This window comes from Deinococcus yavapaiensis KR-236 (assembly GCF_003217515.1).
Classification (GTDB): Bacteria; Deinococcota; Deinococci; order Deinococcales; family Deinococcaceae; genus Deinococcus_A; species Deinococcus_A yavapaiensis.
Genome location: NZ_QJSX01000003.1, coordinates 14525 through 32559, shown reverse-complemented (window position 1 = coordinate 32559; position 18035 = coordinate 14525). Strand labels below are relative to the sequence as shown.

The window sequence follows — 18035 nt, the reverse complement described above, 5'->3', positions numbered from 1 at the left end:
CCGTCTAGGACGGGGTTCTTGCTTTTGCCGAACGAAGCGCCATCGGCGTAGACCTTGCCCCCGATGGCTCAAATGCTCGCGGGCAAGCGGCCAAAAGGTGGCACGTCAGCGTCAAACTCGCCGACCGAAAGGCGACTTCGCGTTTCGCAGACGAGCGAGGCGACGAAGCCCTCGGCGGGCGTCCAAGTCACGCTGGGCCACGTGTGCTCCTCGGGCGACGCCTGCCCTCCCACCAATCCTCGCCCCGTCGCCTTGACGCGCGCTTCGTGCTGCGTCCACAGCTCGAAAAACACTCGCTCTCGATCGCGTGCGTCGGTGGCCCTCAGGAGGGCCGACGCCTCCTTCGTGAACAACGAGGACGCCACCGCCAAGGCGTCCGGAAAGGGGCGGACGCCCTCCAAGTCGATCCCGACGGGTTGGGTCGATACGGCCACGAGCGCGAGGTTCGCGCAGTGCGAAGCGTTGAATTGCACGCCTCGCACTGTCGGCTTTCCGGCGGCGCCGTACTCGAAGGACACTTCCCGCGGTGAGAGGTGCAGGTAGGCCGCAAGAATGCGGCGCAGCGCGGCGCGGGCGACGACGAAGCGACGGCGGTCGTCGGAAAACGCGTACGACGCCGCGCGGACTTGCTCGTCGGAACTCAGCAAAAATCGAAGGTCGCGCGCCTCCACGTCGAGGTTCACGCGCCACACGTGGACGTCGCCGAGTTGGAGGGGCGAAACGGTCGGGGCCGTGCAAAGCGTCATCACATCCGCTCCTTTCTGGGCGGCAGGCCCGCGATCAACAGCCACAAGCCCACGAGGTACGTGCCCTGCACCAAGACGGACTGGTGCGCGAGGCCCGAGAGGGGAACGGGCAGGACCCAGCGGTTGAGGGCGAGGAGCGTGTCGGACAGCATGAACAGTCCCGACCCGGCCAGCATGACGTATGACCAGGGATCCCGCCGAGTGACGAGCGCGCGAACGCTCGCGCAAGCGAAGACCGTCGGATGTACCAGGGAGTAGATGACGACCGTCCAGTACAGCGACGGCTCCAGGCGCGGCGCGACGAGGTGAAGCATGCCGAGCGCCACGAGCAGGGACGGCAGCGCCACGAGCAGTTGCCGCGCGGGATGGGCGCGCGTCACACCCATCGCGGCGATTATCGCCGCGTGCGTTCCCAGCCACAAGGCCGTGCCGAGGTGAAAATCGACGACGATCACGGCGCCCGCGACGAGCGCGAAGGCCAAGGCGACCGTCGCGCATGCCGCCGTGAACCGGGAGAGGCGCGGCGCCCGAGCGAGGGCGACATCGGCGAGCAGGACGAGCACCGGGAGGCTTTTCAGCAGCATGAACACGCCGGGCCCGGCCGCCTGCGCCGACCAGAGCGCGGCGGCGGCGGCCAGGATGTACGCGCCCGTCCAACCGTTCGCGTGAAGCCGCAGGACGCTTCGCATGGTCGGGCGCTTCGAAGGAAGGCGCGGGGCGAGCGCGGCGCGCGTCATGCCAGCACCGCCTCGGGACGCGCCGCCGGAAGGAATCCGGAGTGAACGAAGTACCGGAAGTACGCGCTCAGCAACGCCTGTGGGTTGGGGCACGCGATGCCCGAGTCGGCGAGAAAGGTGGAGGTGTTCGCGGTGTCGAGGTCGGGCATGCGGCACTGCTGCTCGTGTAGGGCCTTGAGAAAGTCGCTGTACGGGTACAGGGCGTTGTCGCGCCGACCCAACCCCGCGAGCAATTCCTGCTTCCAGTCGTCGAATGAAACGACACGCAGCGGGTATCCGGCCTGACGAATGAAGCGCGTGATCTCGGCGGCGCGCACTTCGTCCGGATGCTTGATGTGAAAGGCCTTGCCGAGCGCGCCGGGCTGTTTGGAAATGTGCACCACGGCGCGGCTCACGTAATCGATCGGCACCAGTTCGACTTCCGTGTCCAAATCTGGAATGGCTTGCAGTTGAATGCAGCCCTTGATCATCGCCGTCAAAAACTCGTCCGTCTTGTTGTACACCCCGGTGCGGCTGTCACCCGTCAGCATTCCGACGCGGTAGATGGCAGTCGGGATGCCACGCTCTCGGGCGTGCTGCACCATCCGGTCCGCGACCCACTTGCTTTGTTCGTATCCGTTGGCGAGCCACGTGCAGTGCTCGAGCGGCGCGTCCTCGGACACGCGCTGTCCGGCGGGGTACGCGCTCGACATCAACGCGCCGAGGGTGGAGATGAAGTGCACGGGCTTCACGTGGCCGTGGGCGGCGAGCCGCAAGACTTCCTCGGTGCCGCGAACGTTCGCGCCGCGAAGAACCTCGTAGGGGTACACGAAGTTCACCCACGCGCCGTTGTGGTAGATGACGTCGATCTCTTTGGCGAGGGCCTCGAAGCGTTTCACGCCCACGCCGAGGTGAGGTTGCGCGAGGTCGCCGGGAACGGCGCGGATTCGAGCGGCGTCCTCGTGCTGCCACAAGCCGTGCGTTTCGAGGTTGCGCCGAACGCGCCGCAGCCCTTCAGCTTCGCTGTCGGCGCGAACGAGGCAGGACACGGTGAGCGACGTCCCGTCGAGGAGTTCGCGCAGCAGGAACGCTCCGAAGTACCCGGTGGCGCCGGTGAGAAGCGCGTGGCGAGCGTCGCCGAGGCGAGGCGGCGCGTCGGGCCGCGCCACGATGGCGGGGTCGAGCGTCACTTCCCCTTCGAGGGACGCGAGCGCCGCGCTCGGCGTGAGGCTTCGTCCGGCTTGCAAATCCGTGATCGCGCGGGCGAGTTCCGCGACCGTGGGGCTGGCGAGTTGCGCCAAGGACAAGTCCACGCCGTGATCGCGGGAGATCCTGGCGCTGAGGGCGGCGCTGCGCAACGAATCTCCTCCCAAGTCGAAGAAGCTGTCGTACAGCCCGACGGGCTCCACGCGCAGCAATTCGCTCCATCCCGCCGTCAGGTCCTGCTGAAGAGGTGACCGCGGCGCGACGTACGGAGACGACAAGGCGGGGCGGGCGCGCTTTCGCGTTCCGATCGCGGCGAGAATGCTTTGCGCGCTTCGCGTGTGTCGGGCCACATCGGTCCACAGCCCCGCGTCGCCCGTGCGAACGTGACGCGTGCGAACGGGCGGTCGCGCCTCGGGCGACGGCGACGGCGTCTCCCCTTCGGGGGCGGCGAGGCGCGCCTCGACTTCGTGGACCGGAAGGGTGAGCGTGAAGCCGTCGCCGTTCTCGTCACGACCGGCGGCGCCGAGACTCTCGAGAAAGGCCCGAGCGGGAGTGTTGCGGTCGGAGGCGCGGAACTCCAAGCGAAGGGCTTGGTGACCGTGGCGCGCGGCGTACTCGGCGAGGTGCTGCACCAGCGCGTGTTCGACGCGCTTGCCAAGCACGCGGCAACTCAGGAGCAGCGAGTCGACGGTGAGGCACGGTCCTTCGGCGTGCACGGTTGCGGCGCCAACCAAGCCGTAATCGCCGAAGCGGTCGCTCACGTGAACGGAGAAGCATTGCCAACCGCCGTCCAGCAAGGCTTGCAAGTCGGGGAGGCGCCGACGCCGCGTCGTGGTGTTGAACTGGTTGGTCTTCTGGGTGAGTTGCGCGACGCGTTCGAGCTCGCCCGCGACGACGGGAGCGACGCGCACGCGCAAGTCGAGGGCGGCGAGGAAGTCGTCGAGCGTGACCGAGCGCGCTTCGACGGCCGCTCGCTGGCGGTTTTGGCGATACGACTCGGTGCGGGCGCGGTCCTCCGCCGTGACGGTGACGCGGTCGAAGGCCCAGTGGTGTTCGAGGAAGGCGGGAATGTCGTGCGGGCGCGAGGGAAGCGTCACGCACAAGACGTCCGGAAGGGCCGCCTGCACTTCCGCCACTTCCAGCGGATTGTCGTCGATGAAGACGAAGCTGTCCAGCCCCAAGTTCAGCTCCGCCGCGAGCGACTCCAGGTTCTCGGACTTCCGCTGCCAATTCACGCGGTGCGCGACGACGTGACGCAACGCCAAGGGCATCTCGTCGGCACGCTCGCGGAAGACGGCGAGCACGTCGGCCTCGGCATTCTTGCTGCACAGCGCCACCAGCGCCCCGCGCGCCTGCTGCTCCACCAAGAAGCGCTGCAGGGCCAAGTACGGCTCGGCGAATTGAACGCCACGCGGACCGTCTTCTCCCACGACGCCGCTCCACAAGGTGTTGTCGCAGTCCACGACGATCACCTTGCACGCTTCGCGCTGCGTGGCGCTCACCGTTCGCGCGAGTTGCGTTCCCAAGGCGGCGTAGTACTCGCGGGTGAACGGCATGTGCCCCAGCGTGTCGCCGCGCTCGTCGTACACGTCCCGGACGCCGTACCGCCGAGCGGCCTGAACGGCGGGCACGGCGATCACACCGGGAATCGCGTCTATTTCATGGCCGAGTTGCTCGGTCACGCTTTCGAGGAAGGCGAGGTGCTCGGGCGTTTCGTCACCCGCGACCGACGGGCACAAGCCGACGAGGAAGCGGGCGTTCACGCGCGTCGTGGCGACACGCAAGGCGCGGACGAACTCGGCGGTGGCGTCCCGAACGCGGTCACGGCCCTCTCGAGTGAATTCTTCGCCGCGCATCCAGTCGGCGACACGAACGAGCACGATGTTCACACCGCCCGCGTTGCGTCCCAACGTGCCGCGAGGATCGAGGAGTTCCTGAAACACCTGCCCGTACGGCGCGAAGCGGACTTCGGTCGGCATGCCGACGTGCGAAAGCCAGTGGGTGAAGGCGTCCGAGACGGGCTCGGCGGTGAACGTCGCCGCGAGCGCCACCTGCAACTTCGGGCGGCGCTCGGCTTGCGTCCGCTCGCGTTCGAGCAAGATCACCTCCCGCAACCCCGCGATCGTCGGGCCGTCCACGAAGGCCTCCAGGGAGAACGTCACGCCGAAGGTTCGCTCCAACTTGGCCTTGAGCTCCATGGACTGCAGCGAGTCCAACCCCAGCGCCGTCAGCGGTTCCGTGACGGTCACGCGGTGAGCGGGCGTATTCAGAAGCCGCGCGATGGTCGAGCGCAGCGCCTCGTCCACGAGAGCGCGCGCTTCGGCGAGGTCGGCTTGCTCCAAGCGCGCGAGGAAGGCGGTGTCGGATTCGTCGCTCGGAGCGTCCGGCGCGGGCGTCGCCGCTTCGCGCGGTCCGTCCTCCGGTCCGCCAGGATCGTTTTCCAGCCACTGCTCGACCACCCGCAAGCGTGCGTCTTGGAAAGCCGCCTTGCACGCGTGCCGCTGAATCTTTCCGCTCGACGTCTTGGGAACGCTGCCGAACGCGACGAGGGTCACGGCGTACACTGGCAGGCCGTGCTCTTCGGCGATGGCGCGCCGCACGCGCGCGATGACGTCGCCGAGCTCGCCGCGCGGCGCGTGGCGGTCCACTTCTGCGATCACGGCGAGGCGTTCTTCGCCGCGCACGTCGAGCGAGAACGCCGCGCTGCATCCGGGTCGAACGTGCTTGCCGGCGTGTTCGACGGTCTGCTCGATGTCCTGCGGGTAGTGGTTGCGGCCCCGAATGATGACGACGTCCTTCATGCGGCCCGTGACGAACAATTGCCCGTCCTGCACGAAGCCGAGGTCGCCCGTGCGGAGGAAGGGGGTGTGCGGGTCGTTCGCGAGGTGCGCTCGAAAGGTGGACTCGGTGAGGGCGGGGTTGTTCCAATAGCCTTGCGCGACGGAGCCGCCCGAAACCCAGATCTCCCCGATCTCGTCGTTCGCACACACCTCGCCCGTTTGGGGACGAACGATCTCGACTCGCTGCTCGGGGCTCGGAACGCCGCAGCCCGTCAGCACCCGCGCTCCGTCCTCCCCGGGAAAGGCGGAGCTCACGCGCCCGTGCTGCAACGCGTCCGCTTGCACGCTGCGCACCGCCGGAAGGGAGCGGGCGGGACCGCCGGACACGAACAGCGTGCCTTCCGCCAAGCCGTAGCAGGGAAAGAAGGCTTCGCGGCGAAATCCGCACGGCGCGAAGGCTTTCGCGAAGCGGGCCAGCGTGTCCGCGCGAATCGGCTCCGCGCCCGTGAAGGCCACTTCCCACGTGCTGAGGTCGAGCGTGGCCTTCATCTCGTCGGTGACTTTTTGCGCGCACAAGTCGAACGCGAAGTTCGGTCCGCCCGCCGAGCGCCCGCCCAATCGGGAAATCGCGTCCAGCCACCGCAGCGGACGCTGCAGGAAGTCCGTGGGAGACATCAAGGTCGCGCAGAACCCGGAGTACAAAGGTTGCAGCACGCCGCCGATCAAACCCATGTCGTGGTAGAGCGGCAGCCACAAGACCGTGTGGCGGTCCTCGTGGTTGCCGAAGCCCCGGTGAATCAAGCGGGAGTTGTGCAGCAAGTTTCCGTGCGTGAGCATCACGCCTTTGGGAGCCGCGGTGGAGCCCGAGGTGTACTGCAAGAACGCCAAGCTGTCCTCGCTGACGCGCGGCGCCGCCCAGCCCGACGCCCCGTCCGGCGCGTCGGCGGCTTCCCACTGCATCCGCGCGAACTCGGGCGCGTCGGCGAAGAGGATCGGTGTGGCCCCGAGCAGCGTGCGCGTCGTGAGCGCCACCTTGGGCTTGGCGTCCGCGACGATGGTGCGCAATCGGCCCAGGCGTCGCTCGCCTCGTCCCGGCGCGGGCGGATAGGCGGGCACCGCGACCGCCCCGGCGTAGAGGCAGCCGAAGAACGCGGCGATGTAGTCCAGGCCCGGCGGAAACAGCAGCAGGACGCGCTCTCCCGTCGCCCCCAGTTCTTGCAGGCGCGACGCGACGGCGCGGGCGCGCTCGTCGAGTTGCGCGTACGTGAACGTGGCCTCCTGCCGTTCCCCGTCGATCAGGAAGCGGTACGCGACACGGTCGGGCGTGCGCTCGGCACGGGCGTGCAGAAGTTCGACGAGGGTGCGGGCAACGAGCTGAGTCATAAGGAAACCTCCGAGGCGTGAAAACCACGCGCCGACGAGACCGTGGCGGTGCAGAGGGGGAAGGGCCGACCGAAGCACGTCCGTCGAGTCGAATGACCGTACCGAAGCAGTCGGGAGCGCCTTCTTGGCGGGGCGGCCCCTGCGGAGCGAGCGGGCCGAAGGAGGCTCGGCGCTCGTGCGCGGCAGGGGACGCACGCAAGGGAGAGGCGGAGGGTCAAGTCATGCCCGAGGCCGAGGTGCGGAGCGTCAAGGCACGAGGTCGAGCTTGATGGCGAGGCCTTGAGCCGGGGCGGTGACGGTCGAGACGTTCTGCCCGTCCTTGGTGTACCCGCCCGCCAAGTCGCCCGAACCGTACTGTCCGTCGCCGTCCAAATCCTTCCAGGCCAAGAGGTTGTACTGTCCGCCGCCCAATTCCTCCAGCCGGAAGTTCGCCTTCGCGCCTTCGGTGGTGATGACGACGTACCGCACGCTCGCCGTGTTCTCGCAGCCACCGTCCACGGGGCACGCCAAGACCACCACGCCCTTCGCCGACTGCCCGTTCGGCAAGCTCACGGTGCCGCTCACCGCTTGGCCCGCGCGAGGGTCGCTTTGCGGACGGCTCGCCGTCGTCGTGCTCGCCGTGGTGGCGGGCGCGCCGCCATTGGAGCGCAAGGTCGCGTAGGGTTGCCCGTTGGCTTGCGTCAGCGTCAGCACCTTGCCGCCGGGCGTGGTGTCGCTGGCGGCCACGCGGTAATCGAGGGTCTTGACCTTCATGATGTTCGGGTCGTCGCTCACGTCCTCCTTGGTGTCTTTCCCCGAGCAGGTCGCCCACTGGCGAAGGCTGGCTTTCAACGGCTTGAAGGTCAGCTTGCCGTTGGCCGCCGTGACGGTTCCTTCCGTGAAGCCGAAAAAGCCGGTGTTGCAGTTGTACATGGCGACGTTGTGGTAGGCGCCCTCGGAGTAATGACCGTCCGTCGTGAAGGTGAAGGTGACGCCGGTGCCGCTGGGCCCGTTGGTTTGTCCTCCGGACGTGACGTAGTACGTGTCTCCGACGCTGGTGGTCATCCACTGGCCCAGCAGAGGAGCGGGCAGGGTCGCGGCGGCTTGCACGAACGGCGAGAGGGCGAGCGCGGCGGTGGTGGCGAGAACGGCAGGCAGTGTCTTTTTCATCTCGGTCTCCTTAGTCCTGCGGCGTCGACGCCGGGCAGGTTCGTACGATCCGCGCGGTTGGCGCGAACGGGCCAGCGGGGTCGCGCCCCGCGTGGAAAGAATCGATGCGTGCACCTCGTCTCCAGGAACCGGCAGGTCACCCGAAGGCTCGTCTCGGGGTTTTGCTTCCCGGGGTGACGGCCTTCACGGTAGGCCCTGTTCGTTCGCTGCACATCGTCAGGGTGGAGGAGGTGCCGTCGCGCACGATTCCCCGGCGCCTCGTCAAGTCGAACCAACGCGTCCACGACGCGGCCGACAAGGCGTGAATTCCTTCGGCGCGTCGCCGAGAGCGGGCGGCGCGCGCAAGGGCGGGCGTGAGGAGGCGCGGGGGTCCTTCGATTTAACGATGCCAAGTGATCGTTCGGGCCGCTAGCTTGAGGCCATCTTTCCAGCGAGGAAAGCAAGGAGTGACGCCATGTCCGAAGCCGGTCCGCCTTCACAACTCAACCATTCCGACGAGTGCCTCACGCTCACCTTGGGAAGATGCACGCTCACGTTTCGCGGCACGGCAGAAATGACGCGGGGCGCGTGGTCACTCTTGGAAATCGGCTTGCCGGGCGGCGAGTCGCTCGCCGGTCCGCATCGGCACGCGGGAACGCTGGAAGCCTGCTTCGTGCTGGAAGGCGCGCCGACCGTGCAATTGGACGGGCAAGCGCGGCAATTGCGGCCCGGCGGCCTGCTGGTCATTCCTCCGGGCGTGCACCACGCGTACCGAAACGAGACGGCGCAAGCCGCCCGCTTCCTGCTGCTGCTGACACCGCCAGGTCACGAGCGGTCGTACGAGGAGTTGGCGAGCCTGCTCGTCCGCTCACCCGACGGGCGAACGCTCACCGCCGAGCAGCACGCTCACTTGCAGACCTTGTTCGACTTGAGCGTCGCGTTGACGCCGGGCGTTTCGAGTTGATCCACGCGTTCAGACGAGGCCGTGATCGAAGGCCCAGCGGGCGGCGGCGGTGCGAGAAGGGACGTTCAGCTTGTGCAGGATGGAGCGAACGTGCGTCGCGACCGTGACGGGCTTCACGTCCAGCTCGCGCGCGATTTGCGGATTGGTCTGCCCCGCCGCGATCAGACGCAGCACGTCCAGTTCGCGCGGTGACAGTTCGACGGGCGGCCCCGAGACTTCGGGCGCCGCGCGAACCTCGCCGCTTTCCGCGAAAGGCGCGGCGCCGCTTCGAAGACGCTCGGCCGCGCGAGCGCCCGACGACAAGCGGCCGCGGGCCTGCGCTTGCTCGAAGGCGCTGGCGAAGGACGCGCGAAGCGGCGCGAACAGTTGCGCGTACAACGCGTCCTCGGTGGGCGTGACCGCCACGAAGCTCTCGGCGCGGACCGTCTGCGCCGAGCCCAGCCACTCTCCGGCCGCGGCCACGTGGCCGCGGCCCGCTTCCAGCACGGCGAAGCCCTCCAGCACGTACGCCAAGCTGCCTTGGTCTCCGGTTTCCAAGGCGAAGCCCAGAGCTTCTCGCAAAGCTTCCTCGGCCTCGTCGTGACGACCTTGAACGCTGCGCACGAGGGCGAGGCACTGCAAGCTGAACGTCAGGTAGTACCGTTCGCCCGATTCTCGGGTAAACGCCACGGCCCGCTCGGCGAACGAGGAGGCCCGTTCGATCTCACCGTGCAAGAGTGCCATGCGCGCTCGGCCCAATTCCACGTAGCCGACGCCCCACGCCGAACCGAACGCCTCGTACGCCTCGGCCGCTTCCCGAAGCATCTGCTCGGCCGCGTCGAACGCGCCTTGGTACATCGCCATGGTGCCTTGCGCGGCGAGGTAATGCCCGATGCCCAGCAAGTCCCCGGAGCGGCGCATGGCGGGCAAGCCGCGCTCGGCGCACCAAGTCGCCCATTCGAAATCGCCGAGCAGGTACGCCATGCCGCCCGCCGCGAACAGGGCGCGCGCCCATTGGAACTCCGACTCGAACTCCTGTTCGAGCGCGGCACGCAAATCCTGCAGTCCTTGAACGTGACGGTTGCGCTGCCACCAGTAGTACCAAAGCCCCCACGCGAGGCGTCCCACCACGTCGGGCGTCCGCGCCTCCAGCGCCCGCGAGATGACGGCTTGGGTGTTGTCGTGCTCGGCGTCGAGCAGCGGCAGCCACGCCATCTGGGTGTGTCCTCGCAAGTGGGGCTCGGCCCGTTCCGCCAGCGAGACGTAGTACTCGGCGTGGCGTTGCAGCGCGGCCTGCTCTTCCCCACTCGCCGCGAGTTTCTCGCGCGCGTACTCGCGAATGGTCTCGAGAAGCGCGAAGCGTGACGTGGCGTCCGGCGTTCGCAGGGAGCGCACCAGGCTTTGCTCGCTGAGCGCGGAAATCTCGTCGAGCACATCCGAGGAGCCGCTCACGACCTCGGCGGCGTCCACGGTGAAACTTCCGGCGAAGACGCTCAAGTGCGCCAACAAGCGCTGTTGCGAAGCGGTGAGCAGGTGAAAGCTCCAGTCGAGCGTCGCTCGCAACGTCTTTTGTCGTTCGGGCGCGTCCCGAGGCCCTCCGCGAAGCAGCGGCAAGGGCCGCGCGAGGCGCGTGAGCATCTCTGCCGGAGGCATGAGCCGGACACGGGCCGCGGCAAGCTCCAAGGCCAAGGGCAGGCCGTCGAGTTGCCGCGTGATCGCGGCGATTTCTCGCGCGTTCTGATCGGTGAGTTCGAATTCGGGCGCCACGGCACGCGCGCGGTCGACGAACAACTGAACGGCCTCCACGTCACGCAGCGTCTCGGCTTGCCAGGCGGCGTCCTTGTCGGGCAGCGCGAGAGGCTCGAGCGCGTACTCCCACTCGGACGTCAGCCGCAAAGGCGCGCGGCTCGTCGCGAGGAACTTCACGCTTGGAGCTTGCGCCGTCAGGTGCGCGATGAGCGGCGCGGCGCCCAGCAAGTGTTCGAAGTTGTCCAGGACCAGCAGCAGTTGCCGCTCTTTGAGAAAGGCGGCGAGGGCCGAGGCGGGATCGTTGCCCAAGTGCTCCACGCCCAGCGCGGACGTCAACGCGAACAGCACTTGAGCCTCGGCGCCCACCGCCGCCAAGGGCACGATGATCGCCGGCCACGGCGCCCGTGCGGCGACGGCGGCGGCCAAGCGCGTCTTGCCCACGCCGCCCGGGCCCGTCACGGTGACCAGCGAGACGTCGGGGCGTTCCAGTAGGGACCGCACATCGTCGACTTCCGCCGCTCGGCCGACCAGGGGCGTGTTGGCGACCGGCCACGAGGACGGCGGTGAGGAAGGAAGGTTGGTCGCGAAGTCGGAAGAAGTCATGGAGGCCTCGGCTTGAACGGTGGGGAGAGTCGTGAGAAGCGCCGGGTGGACGTCGGGCGATGCTAGGAAGCGTCGTGCGTGACGGCCCAACGAGCGGCGGCCGTGCGAGTCGTGACGTTCAACTTCGAGAAGATGGTTCGCAGGTGGGCGTTCACGGTGACCGTGCGGATCCCGAGCCTCGAGGCGATCTGGGCGTTGGACAAGCCGGTGGCGACCAAGCGCACAACGTCCCATTCGCGCGGCGAGAGGTCCGTCAAGTCGTCACGCGACCGCGCCGAGGAAGCTTGAACCGAGGAGGGCGCCGCGCCGCGAGCAGGTGCCTCGCGCGCCTCGTCCAGCCACGCCGAAACGATCGGCACGGCCGCTTCCAAAGACGCGTTTTGCAAGGGCCCCGCGCCGTCCCCCGAAACGCTCGGCTCGAAAAGGAAGCGTCGGTAGATGCACGCTTCGATCGGCGTGACCGCCGTGCGGTGATCGTCACGCCAACGCTTCACGTGCTCCATGACCGTTCGGCTCAAGGAGTTCGAGCGCGCCGAGGCGAGGACGGCGGCGGTCTCCAAGCCGTACGCCAAGTGCAGCGTGTTGCCCGACGAGGCGGAGAGTTCCAAGCCTTCTTTCAAGGCCGTTCGTGCGGTGACGGCGTCGCCTCGCGCGTGGGCGCACAAGGCCTGCGTGTACAAGGCGAAGTCGAGCGTGTTCACGTCGTCCTGTTGACGGCCCGCTTTCACCGCTTGCTCCATCACTCGCCAAGCGGCTTCGTCCTCGCCCAAGGCGAGGTGCAGACGTCCTTGGGCGTGCAGCGTGATGGTGCGGTACGACAGATTGGGAGCCTCGAGGCTCCACGTCAACGCCGCCGCGAACGCTTGTCGCGCCTCGTCGGCCTTGAGCAAATTCATCGTTGCCGTGCCGATTCCGAAGCGCAGCAAGAACTCCACGGCTTGAAGTGCGGGCGCGAGAGGCGGCGCGAGGTGGCGCAAGGCTTGCAAACCGCGAATCCCGGCGTTCCAGGCGTCTTCGTAGTGGCCGAGGCGGCACTTCACGCTGCAGTCGGTGAGCAAGGTGCCGGCCAGAAGCGGCGGCGGCAAGGTCTCGGCGTGCCGAAGCGCGGCTTGCACCCATTGCTGCGCCTCTTGGTGAGCGCCCCGCATCCACCAGAAGTACCAAAGCGCGCCGCACGCACGAGCGAGCGTGACGCCGTCCGCGCGCGCTTGAGCGCCCGAGAGAAGCGCGTGGACGTTTCCAGCCTCCTGCTCGAGTCGCGCCATCCAGCGGGTTTGATCACGCCCCGTCAAGTGGGGCGCCGCCGCTTCCAACAGCTGAAGCGTGTACGCGTCTCGGGCCGCGGCGGCTTCGATGGCGCTTCCTTCCAAGCGTTCGAGCGCGTACTCGCGGATGGTCTCCAACATGCCGAACCGCGCTTCGAAGTCGTTTTGACGGCGTACCAGCAAGCTTTTTTCCAGCAGGGACGCGAGAAGGTCCAAGACGTCTTCTCGGCCCGCGATGGCTTCCGCCGCGTCGAGCGAGAACCCTCCGACGAACGGTGAAAGTCTCAAGAGCACATCCTGCTCGTCGGCGTCGAGCAGACCGAAGCTCCAGTCGAGGGTGGCGCGCAGCGTCCGCTGCCGAGCCGGAAGGTCGCGCGGTCCGCCTCCCAACAAGGCGAGCTTTTGTCCGAGGCGCGCGTGCAGGGCCTCCAGAGAGAAGATCCTGAGACGGGCCGCGGCCAGTTCCAAGGCCAAGGGCAGGCCCTCGAGTTGCCGTACGATGTCGCACACGGTGTCCACGTTGCCCGCGTCGAGTTCGAAGGCGCGGTTCACCGCCTTGGCGCGCAGCGTGAACAGTTCGACCGCCTCGGATGCCCGCGCGGCGTCCAAGCTGGCGCCTTGTGCCGGAAGGCCGAGCGGAGACAGCGGATACTCGTGTTCGCCCGTGAGGCGGATGGGCGCGCGGCTCGTGGCGAGCAGGCGAACTCGCGGCGCGTGCTGCAGCAGGTGACGCAGCAGCGGCGCGACGGCGGGCAGGTGTTCCAAGTTGTCGAGCACCAGCAGCATGTCGCGGTCGCGCAACGCGCCCGTCAAGGCCACGAGAGGGTCCTTGCCGTCCGGCTCGATGCCCAACGCCTCGTTCATGGTCGGAACGATCTGCTCGAGGGTTTGAACGGCCGCCAGCGGAATGAAGGCGGCACCGTCCGAAAACGAGGCGTGTACGAGTTGCGCCAAGGCGAGCGCCAAGCGCGTCTTGCCCACCCCGCCGGGCCCCGTCAGGGTCAACAGGGGCACGGATGGACGCCGCAGCAAGACGCTGCAGGCGTTCAGCTCGTGCTCACGGCCCACCAACGCCGCACTCGGTAGGCCGGTAGGACTTCCCGCCGCGCTGAATGGTTGTACGTAGGCCATCGTCTCCAGCATCGCCCCGGCTTCCTTTCCTAAAGGTCGCTTCATTATAGCGCCGCCTTCGCGACGCGCGGTGACCGAATCGAGCGCTCGGCGGCCCGAACGCCGACGTCGCGGAGGCGCAAGGCCATCGTGAAGGAGCAGCCCCGGAGGTTGCCGCTCGCTTTGACGCGGGCTCGTGCGAGAACGGTCGATCGACCCTCGAGTGAGAGGAGGCCCACGCTTTGCGCGTGGGCCTCCTCTCACTCGTCATGCACGTCAACGGTCGTAGCGGCCGTAGTGCGCTTCGGACTCCTTGCCTCGCAGTACCATCACGTCCTTCCCGACCGTGTTCTTTTCGAAGTGCAGCGTGTACGTTTCCGGGTTGATCTGCGTGGTGTTCCAACTGTTCGACGGCTTGCAGGTGTAGCCCTTGTTCACGCCTTCGCGTGGCTGGTACGTGAGGCGGTCGCCGTCGATCTTCACGGTGCCCTTTTCGTAGATGAAGAGCTTGGACGTGCAGTTGAACGTCGTCAGTGACAGCAGGCGGGTTCGCTCGTACGTGCCGTCGGCGCGGTACGTGACGATCTCGGACGCGCCGCTGGCGTCTTGCCATTTGTTCGTGCCCCGGTCGTAGTACTCGATCGGCGAGAGTCGGCCGTACAACCAGCTTCCGACCATGACGGACGGGACGGCGGGCGCGGCCGAAGCCGCTCCGATCAGCGAGACGGGCGTGACGAGCGAGGCGAGAAGGAAGAAGCGGCGCAGGGAAGGTTTCATGAGGGCCTCCTTTCGAGGTGATCCGAAGGTACGACCACGGCCCTGATCGGCCCGTGATCGCCGAACGCGGCATCAGGCCCTTGGTCCGGGCCTCGGCTCGCTTTACCGATCACGCCCCGATCAGGGCGAGCTTCGTACCGTACGAACGCCAAGAGGCAAGGAGGTCGTCATGAACGCCAGGAATCAACTTCAGGAATCCGATGCGCAACGCCCCGTTCTCGTCGCGGGAGCGACGGGCGCCGTCGGCTCGCAAGTCGTGCGGGCCTTGTTGGAACGCGGCGCGTCCGTGCGCGTCTTCGTCCGCTCGCTCGACAAGGTCGACGCGTTGCCCGCGCACGTCGATCGCGTCGTCGGAACGCTGGAAGACCGTGACGCGGTCGCCCGCGCACTTCGGGGCGTGCGGTCCGCGTTCTTCGTGGCACCGCACGACGCCGACGAGGAGCAACTCGCCGAGAACTTCGTCGCCGCTTGCGAGCGCGAGCAGACCCGTCTCGTCTTCTCGGGCGTGCATGCGGGCGGCGCCAACCGCTTCACGCGTCTCGCCATGCGAACGCTGTTCGGGCGCATGATGCCGCATTACATTCCGAAGCTTCGAATCGCCGAACGCGTGCGAACGTCACGTACGACTTCCGTCGTGCTGACTCCCGGCAACTACTTTCAGATGGACGAGCTGATTCGCGAGGAGTTGCTCGCGGGCCGCTTCATCCTGCCCATGGGGCTCGTGCCGCGCGTAGACACCCGCGACATCGGCGACGCGGCGGCGAGGGCCCTGCTGGACGGCTCGGTGGCGTCGGGCGCGTACTCGCTCGTCGGCCCGACGTCCCTCACGGGCGAGGAGTCGGCGGCCGCTTGGAGCGTGGCCCTCGGGCGTTCCGTGGCGTACGCGCCGGATTTCGAAGCCGCCGCCCTTCTCTTCGAGCGGTTGTACGGCGGGCGTAAAGCCGTGGATTTTCGCGAAAGCTACCGTTTGCTGGGCGGGGTGAAGGTGAAGACGTCGCCGCGTGAAGTCCAAGAGACGACGTTCCTGCTGGGCCGTCCGCCGCGCCCGTTCGCTCGGTACGCTCTCGAAACCGCGGCGCGCTGGCAAGCGCCCGCGATGCCGACGGGGGCGAATCTCGTCACGAGTCGTTGAGCGGTTCGGCGGTTGGCGTGGAACGCTCGGGGTCGGCCGAGGGAACTTGGAAAGCTTCCTGGCGCATGAGGTGCAAAAATGCCTCGGCGACGCGCGGATCGAAATGCGTTCCGGTCGTGCGTTCGATCTCGGCGAGCGCTTCCTCGTGCGTCCACGGGCGTTTGTACGGGCGCTTGTCCGTCAGGGCGTCGTACACGTCCACGAGGGCGAAAGCTCTTGCCGCGAGCGGAATGGCTTGACCGCTCAAGGCGGCGGGGTAGCCGGTGCCGTCCCAGCGTTCGTGGTGGTACAGCACGATGTCGAGCGTCTCGCGCGGCAACGTCGGAATGTGCCGAAGCAAGTCGAAGCCGAGTCTTGAGTGGCGCTTCATGACGTCCCACTCGTGCGCGTCGAGCTTGCCGGGCTTGAGGAGGATCGCGTCGGGAATGGCGATCTTGCCCGCGTCGTGCAAGTACGCGCCCCACCTCAACGCCTCCAAGTCGCTCGGACTGAAATCCAGAGCGCGACCGAGGCGGTCGGCGAGCCTGACGACGCGGTCCGTGTGGCCCGCCGTCTCGTAATCGCGGTACTCCAGCACGAGGCCGATGGCGCGCAGCGTTTCTTCGCGCGAGCGCTGCAGTTCGTGCAGGTGGTCGTTGCGTTCGATCGCTCGACTCATCTGCTCGGCGACGCTGGCGAGCAGGCGGCGCGTCTCCTGGCTGACCTTCACGGCCTCGTTCGTTCCGAAGGCGAGGAAGCCTTGCGCCACGTCCTTCACGACGACCGGCAGGAAGGCGAGCGAGGTCCATACGGCGCGCGGCAGGGATTCGGGCGGCGTCAGGACGGGCACGTCGTGATCCAAGAAGATCGCCTCGTGCGTTCTGGAAGCGTGTCCGATCACGCCTTGGCGGTGCCGATGAACGAGCGGCAAGGTGTAACTGAGCATACGCTCGGCTTGCTCTCCGACGAACATCGGTTCGGCCAAGGCGTCGCCGAGTTTCGGAAAGTAAACGCCGTACTGGTACTCGGTGAGGTCCAGGCAGCGCCGTAAAGCTTTTTGAACGATGGAGGTCGTGGAGTGTTGATCGGCGAACTCGCTCGTGAGCGCGACGAGTTGCTGAAAGCGGCGCAGTTGGGCGTGCACGGCTTCCTCGGCGAGTTTGCGGGGCGTGACGTCGCGCGAGTGGATGATCATGCCGTCGACGTCGGGGTCGTGCAGCGAGTTCGTGCACGTCGACTCCAGCCACACCCAGCGGCCGTCCTTGTGGCGAAAGCGGTACGTCGCGAGAATCGTCGCTCTCGGCTCGGCGCAGACTTCGCGGAACAGGTGAGCGATTTCCTCGACGTCGTCGGCATGGATGCCTTCCAAGGCGTCGTGACCGAGGCGCTCGTTGGCGGTGTACCCGAGGATGCGTTCGATGGACGGACTTTGGTACACGATCGTGCCGTCGGCGTCCACGAGGGTCAAGATGTCCGAGCTGAACTCGGCGAGTTTGCGGTAGCGGCGTTCATGTCGTTGCAAGCGGGCGTTGAGCTCGGCGCGGTGCAGCGCTTGCGCACATTGAGCGGCGACGACCCCGAGGAAGCGCCGCCGCGTTTCGCTGAACGCTCGGTCTTCGTGAAAGGTCAAGGTGAGCGCGCCGATGACCTTGCCTTCCGTCTTCAAGGAAAGCACGGCGTTGCTGCCGGTGCCGTTGGAGCGCGCGTGACGCAAGTGCGGATACTGCACGTTCCAGTCCTCGACCGTGAGGAAGAGGTCGCTTCCCGTACGAACGGCGTCCGCGACGGGAATGGCCGCTTGAAGACTGAACCTCCGAAAGGGACGTTCGATTCGCTCGGGGTACCCGACCGTTCCGAGGACTTCGCCGCGCGACTCGTCGTCCATGCTCACGAGGGTGACGCCGCCCGCGCGCGCGCCGATCGCTTCCAAGCCTTCGTGCAAGATGGTGTGCACGACCTCCTCGGTGTCACGGGCGCGGGTGAGGGCGTTCGTGAAGTGCTCCAAGGCCTTCGACCGCTGTTCGGACTGCACGCGTTCCGTGACGTCGTGCCCGCTGAGCAGCAAGCCACGCACGGCGGGCTCGTTCAGCAGATTCACGACGGTGCCCTCGAACCAACGCCAGTGGCCGCCGCCGTCTTGCACGCGAAAGGGCGACAGGGGTGTGGTGACGCCGAGCAGCAAGTTGCGCAAGGTGGGTTGCAACCGAACGCTGTCGTCGGGATGCACGAGGTCCAAGACCGATATCCCATCGTCTTGCCCTGGTCGAAGGCGGGCGAGGTTCGCGTCGCCGAAGAAGCAGCGCGCGGCCGCGTTGAAGTACCGCACGTGGCGGTGCTCGTCGATTAAGGCGTACATCTCGGCGCTGCGTTCGATCAGGACCTTGTACAGCGGGTCATCGAGCGCGGGCGGCGTGACGAGTGAATTCGGTTGAGGAGGGTGAGTCACGAAAGCCTCGGGAAAACGAAGGGCGGGAGATGAGGAGCGCGGCGCGCTTGCCAAACGTGGGTACGGCGAATT

At 67.3% G+C, this 18035-nt stretch carries 10 protein-coding genes; 2 read left to right on the top strand and 8 right to left on the bottom strand.

The genetic code is table 11. The features are described from left to right. Nucleotides 1-68 precede the first annotated feature (68 nt). The 4 genes from DES52_RS04315 to DES52_RS04300 all read right to left on the bottom strand — a co-directional run bounded on the left by DES52_RS04315 (nucleotide 69) and on the right by DES52_RS04300 (nucleotide 7980). Nucleotides 69-746 carry a 4'-phosphopantetheinyl transferase family protein gene (locus DES52_RS04315; RefSeq protein WP_110885571.1) on the bottom strand — a complete coding sequence of 226 codons (678 nt, stop codon included), beginning with the start codon at nucleotides 744-746 and terminating at the stop codon, nucleotides 69-71. Continuing rightward, on the bottom strand, nucleotides 746-1483 hold the full coding sequence (locus DES52_RS04310; RefSeq protein WP_110885570.1) for a lysoplasmalogenase family protein: 738 nt from the start codon (nucleotides 1481-1483) through the stop codon (nucleotides 746-748). Before DES52_RS04310 ends, DES52_RS04315 begins: the two co-directional genes overlap by 1 nt. Further along, a complete protein-coding gene (locus tag DES52_RS04305) occupies nucleotides 1480-6831 on the bottom strand; it encodes a thioester reductase domain-containing protein (RefSeq protein ID WP_110885569.1) in 5352 nt (1783 codons plus the stop codon). The genes DES52_RS04310 and DES52_RS04305 overlap by 4 nt, the downstream gene beginning before the upstream one ends. A 246-nt stretch (nucleotides 6832-7077) precedes the next feature. Further along, entirely contained in the window at nucleotides 7078-7980 is a 903-nt protein-coding gene (locus DES52_RS04300) for a hypothetical protein (protein WP_110885568.1), read from the bottom strand. Nucleotides 7981-8434: 454 nt separating this feature from the next. Between DES52_RS04300 and DES52_RS04295 the strand changes: the two genes are divergently transcribed. Then, nucleotides 8435-8923, top strand: coding sequence for a cupin domain-containing protein (locus tag DES52_RS04295; RefSeq protein WP_110885567.1), 489 nt, complete (start codon nucleotides 8435-8437; stop codon nucleotides 8921-8923). A 9-nt stretch (nucleotides 8924-8932) separates the two neighbouring features. Here the strand turns inward: DES52_RS04295 and DES52_RS04290 are convergent, their stop codons facing one another. From DES52_RS04290 to DES52_RS04280, 3 genes are all read right to left on the bottom strand, one after another. Next, entirely contained in the window at nucleotides 8933-11254 is a 2322-nt protein-coding gene (locus DES52_RS04290; RefSeq protein ID WP_110885566.1) for an ATP-binding protein, read from the bottom strand. Nucleotides 11255-11316: 62 nt separating this feature from the next. Continuing rightward, nucleotides 11317-13695, bottom strand: a complete 2379-nt coding sequence (locus DES52_RS04285; RefSeq protein WP_110885565.1) for an ATP-binding protein — start codon at nucleotides 13693-13695, stop codon at nucleotides 11317-11319. Nucleotides 13696-13905: 210 nt separating this feature from the next. Further along, nucleotides 13906-14406 (bottom strand): hypothetical protein, encoded by a 501-nt coding sequence (locus DES52_RS04280; RefSeq protein WP_110885564.1) that lies wholly within the window; start codon nucleotides 14404-14406, stop codon nucleotides 13906-13908. A gap of 169 nt (nucleotides 14407-14575) precedes the next feature. On the opposite strand from DES52_RS04280, the gene DES52_RS04275 reads away from it, so the two are divergent. Beyond that, complete coding sequence (locus tag DES52_RS04275) at nucleotides 14576-15538, top strand: SDR family oxidoreductase (RefSeq protein WP_110885563.1); 963 nt, start codon at nucleotides 14576-14578, stop codon at nucleotides 15536-15538. Here DES52_RS04275 and DES52_RS04270 read toward each other — a convergent pair. Further along, nucleotides 15525-17963, bottom strand: coding sequence for an HD domain-containing phosphohydrolase (locus DES52_RS04270; protein ID WP_146237182.1), 2439 nt, complete (start codon nucleotides 17961-17963; stop codon nucleotides 15525-15527). The genes DES52_RS04275 and DES52_RS04270 overlap by 14 nt on opposite strands. Nucleotides 17964-18035: the final 72 nt, after the last annotated feature.

What these genes read in the sequence shown, in the direction of transcription:
- DES52_RS04295 (WP_110885567.1), top strand. Translation starts at nt 8,435, where the DNA reads ATGTCCGAAGCCGGTCCGCCTTCACAACTCAACCATTCCGACGAGTGC.
- DES52_RS04315 (WP_110885571.1), bottom strand. Translation starts at nt 746, where the DNA reads ATGACGCTTTGCACGGCCCCGACCGTTTCGCCCCTCCAACTCGGCGAC.
- DES52_RS04290 (WP_110885566.1), bottom strand. Translation starts at nt 11,254, where the DNA reads ATGACTTCTTCCGACTTCGCGACCAACCTTCCTTCCTCACCGCCGTCC.
- DES52_RS04280 (WP_110885564.1), bottom strand. Translation starts at nt 14,406, where the DNA reads ATGAAACCTTCCCTGCGCCGCTTCTTCCTTCTCGCCTCGCTCGTCACG.
- DES52_RS04310 (WP_110885570.1), bottom strand. Translation starts at nt 1,483, where the DNA reads ATGACGCGCGCCGCGCTCGCCCCGCGCCTTCCTTCGAAGCGCCCGACC.
- DES52_RS04300 (WP_110885568.1), bottom strand. Translation starts at nt 7,980, where the DNA reads ATGAAAAAGACACTGCCTGCCGTTCTCGCCACCACCGCCGCGCTCGCC.
- DES52_RS04285 (WP_110885565.1), bottom strand. Translation starts at nt 13,695, where the DNA reads ATGAAGCGACCTTTAGGAAAGGAAGCCGGGGCGATGCTGGAGACGATG.
- DES52_RS04305 (WP_110885569.1), bottom strand. Translation starts at nt 6,831, where the DNA reads ATGACTCAGCTCGTTGCCCGCACCCTCGTCGAACTTCTGCACGCCCGT.
- DES52_RS04275 (WP_110885563.1), top strand. Translation starts at nt 14,576, where the DNA reads ATGAACGCCAGGAATCAACTTCAGGAATCCGATGCGCAACGCCCCGTT.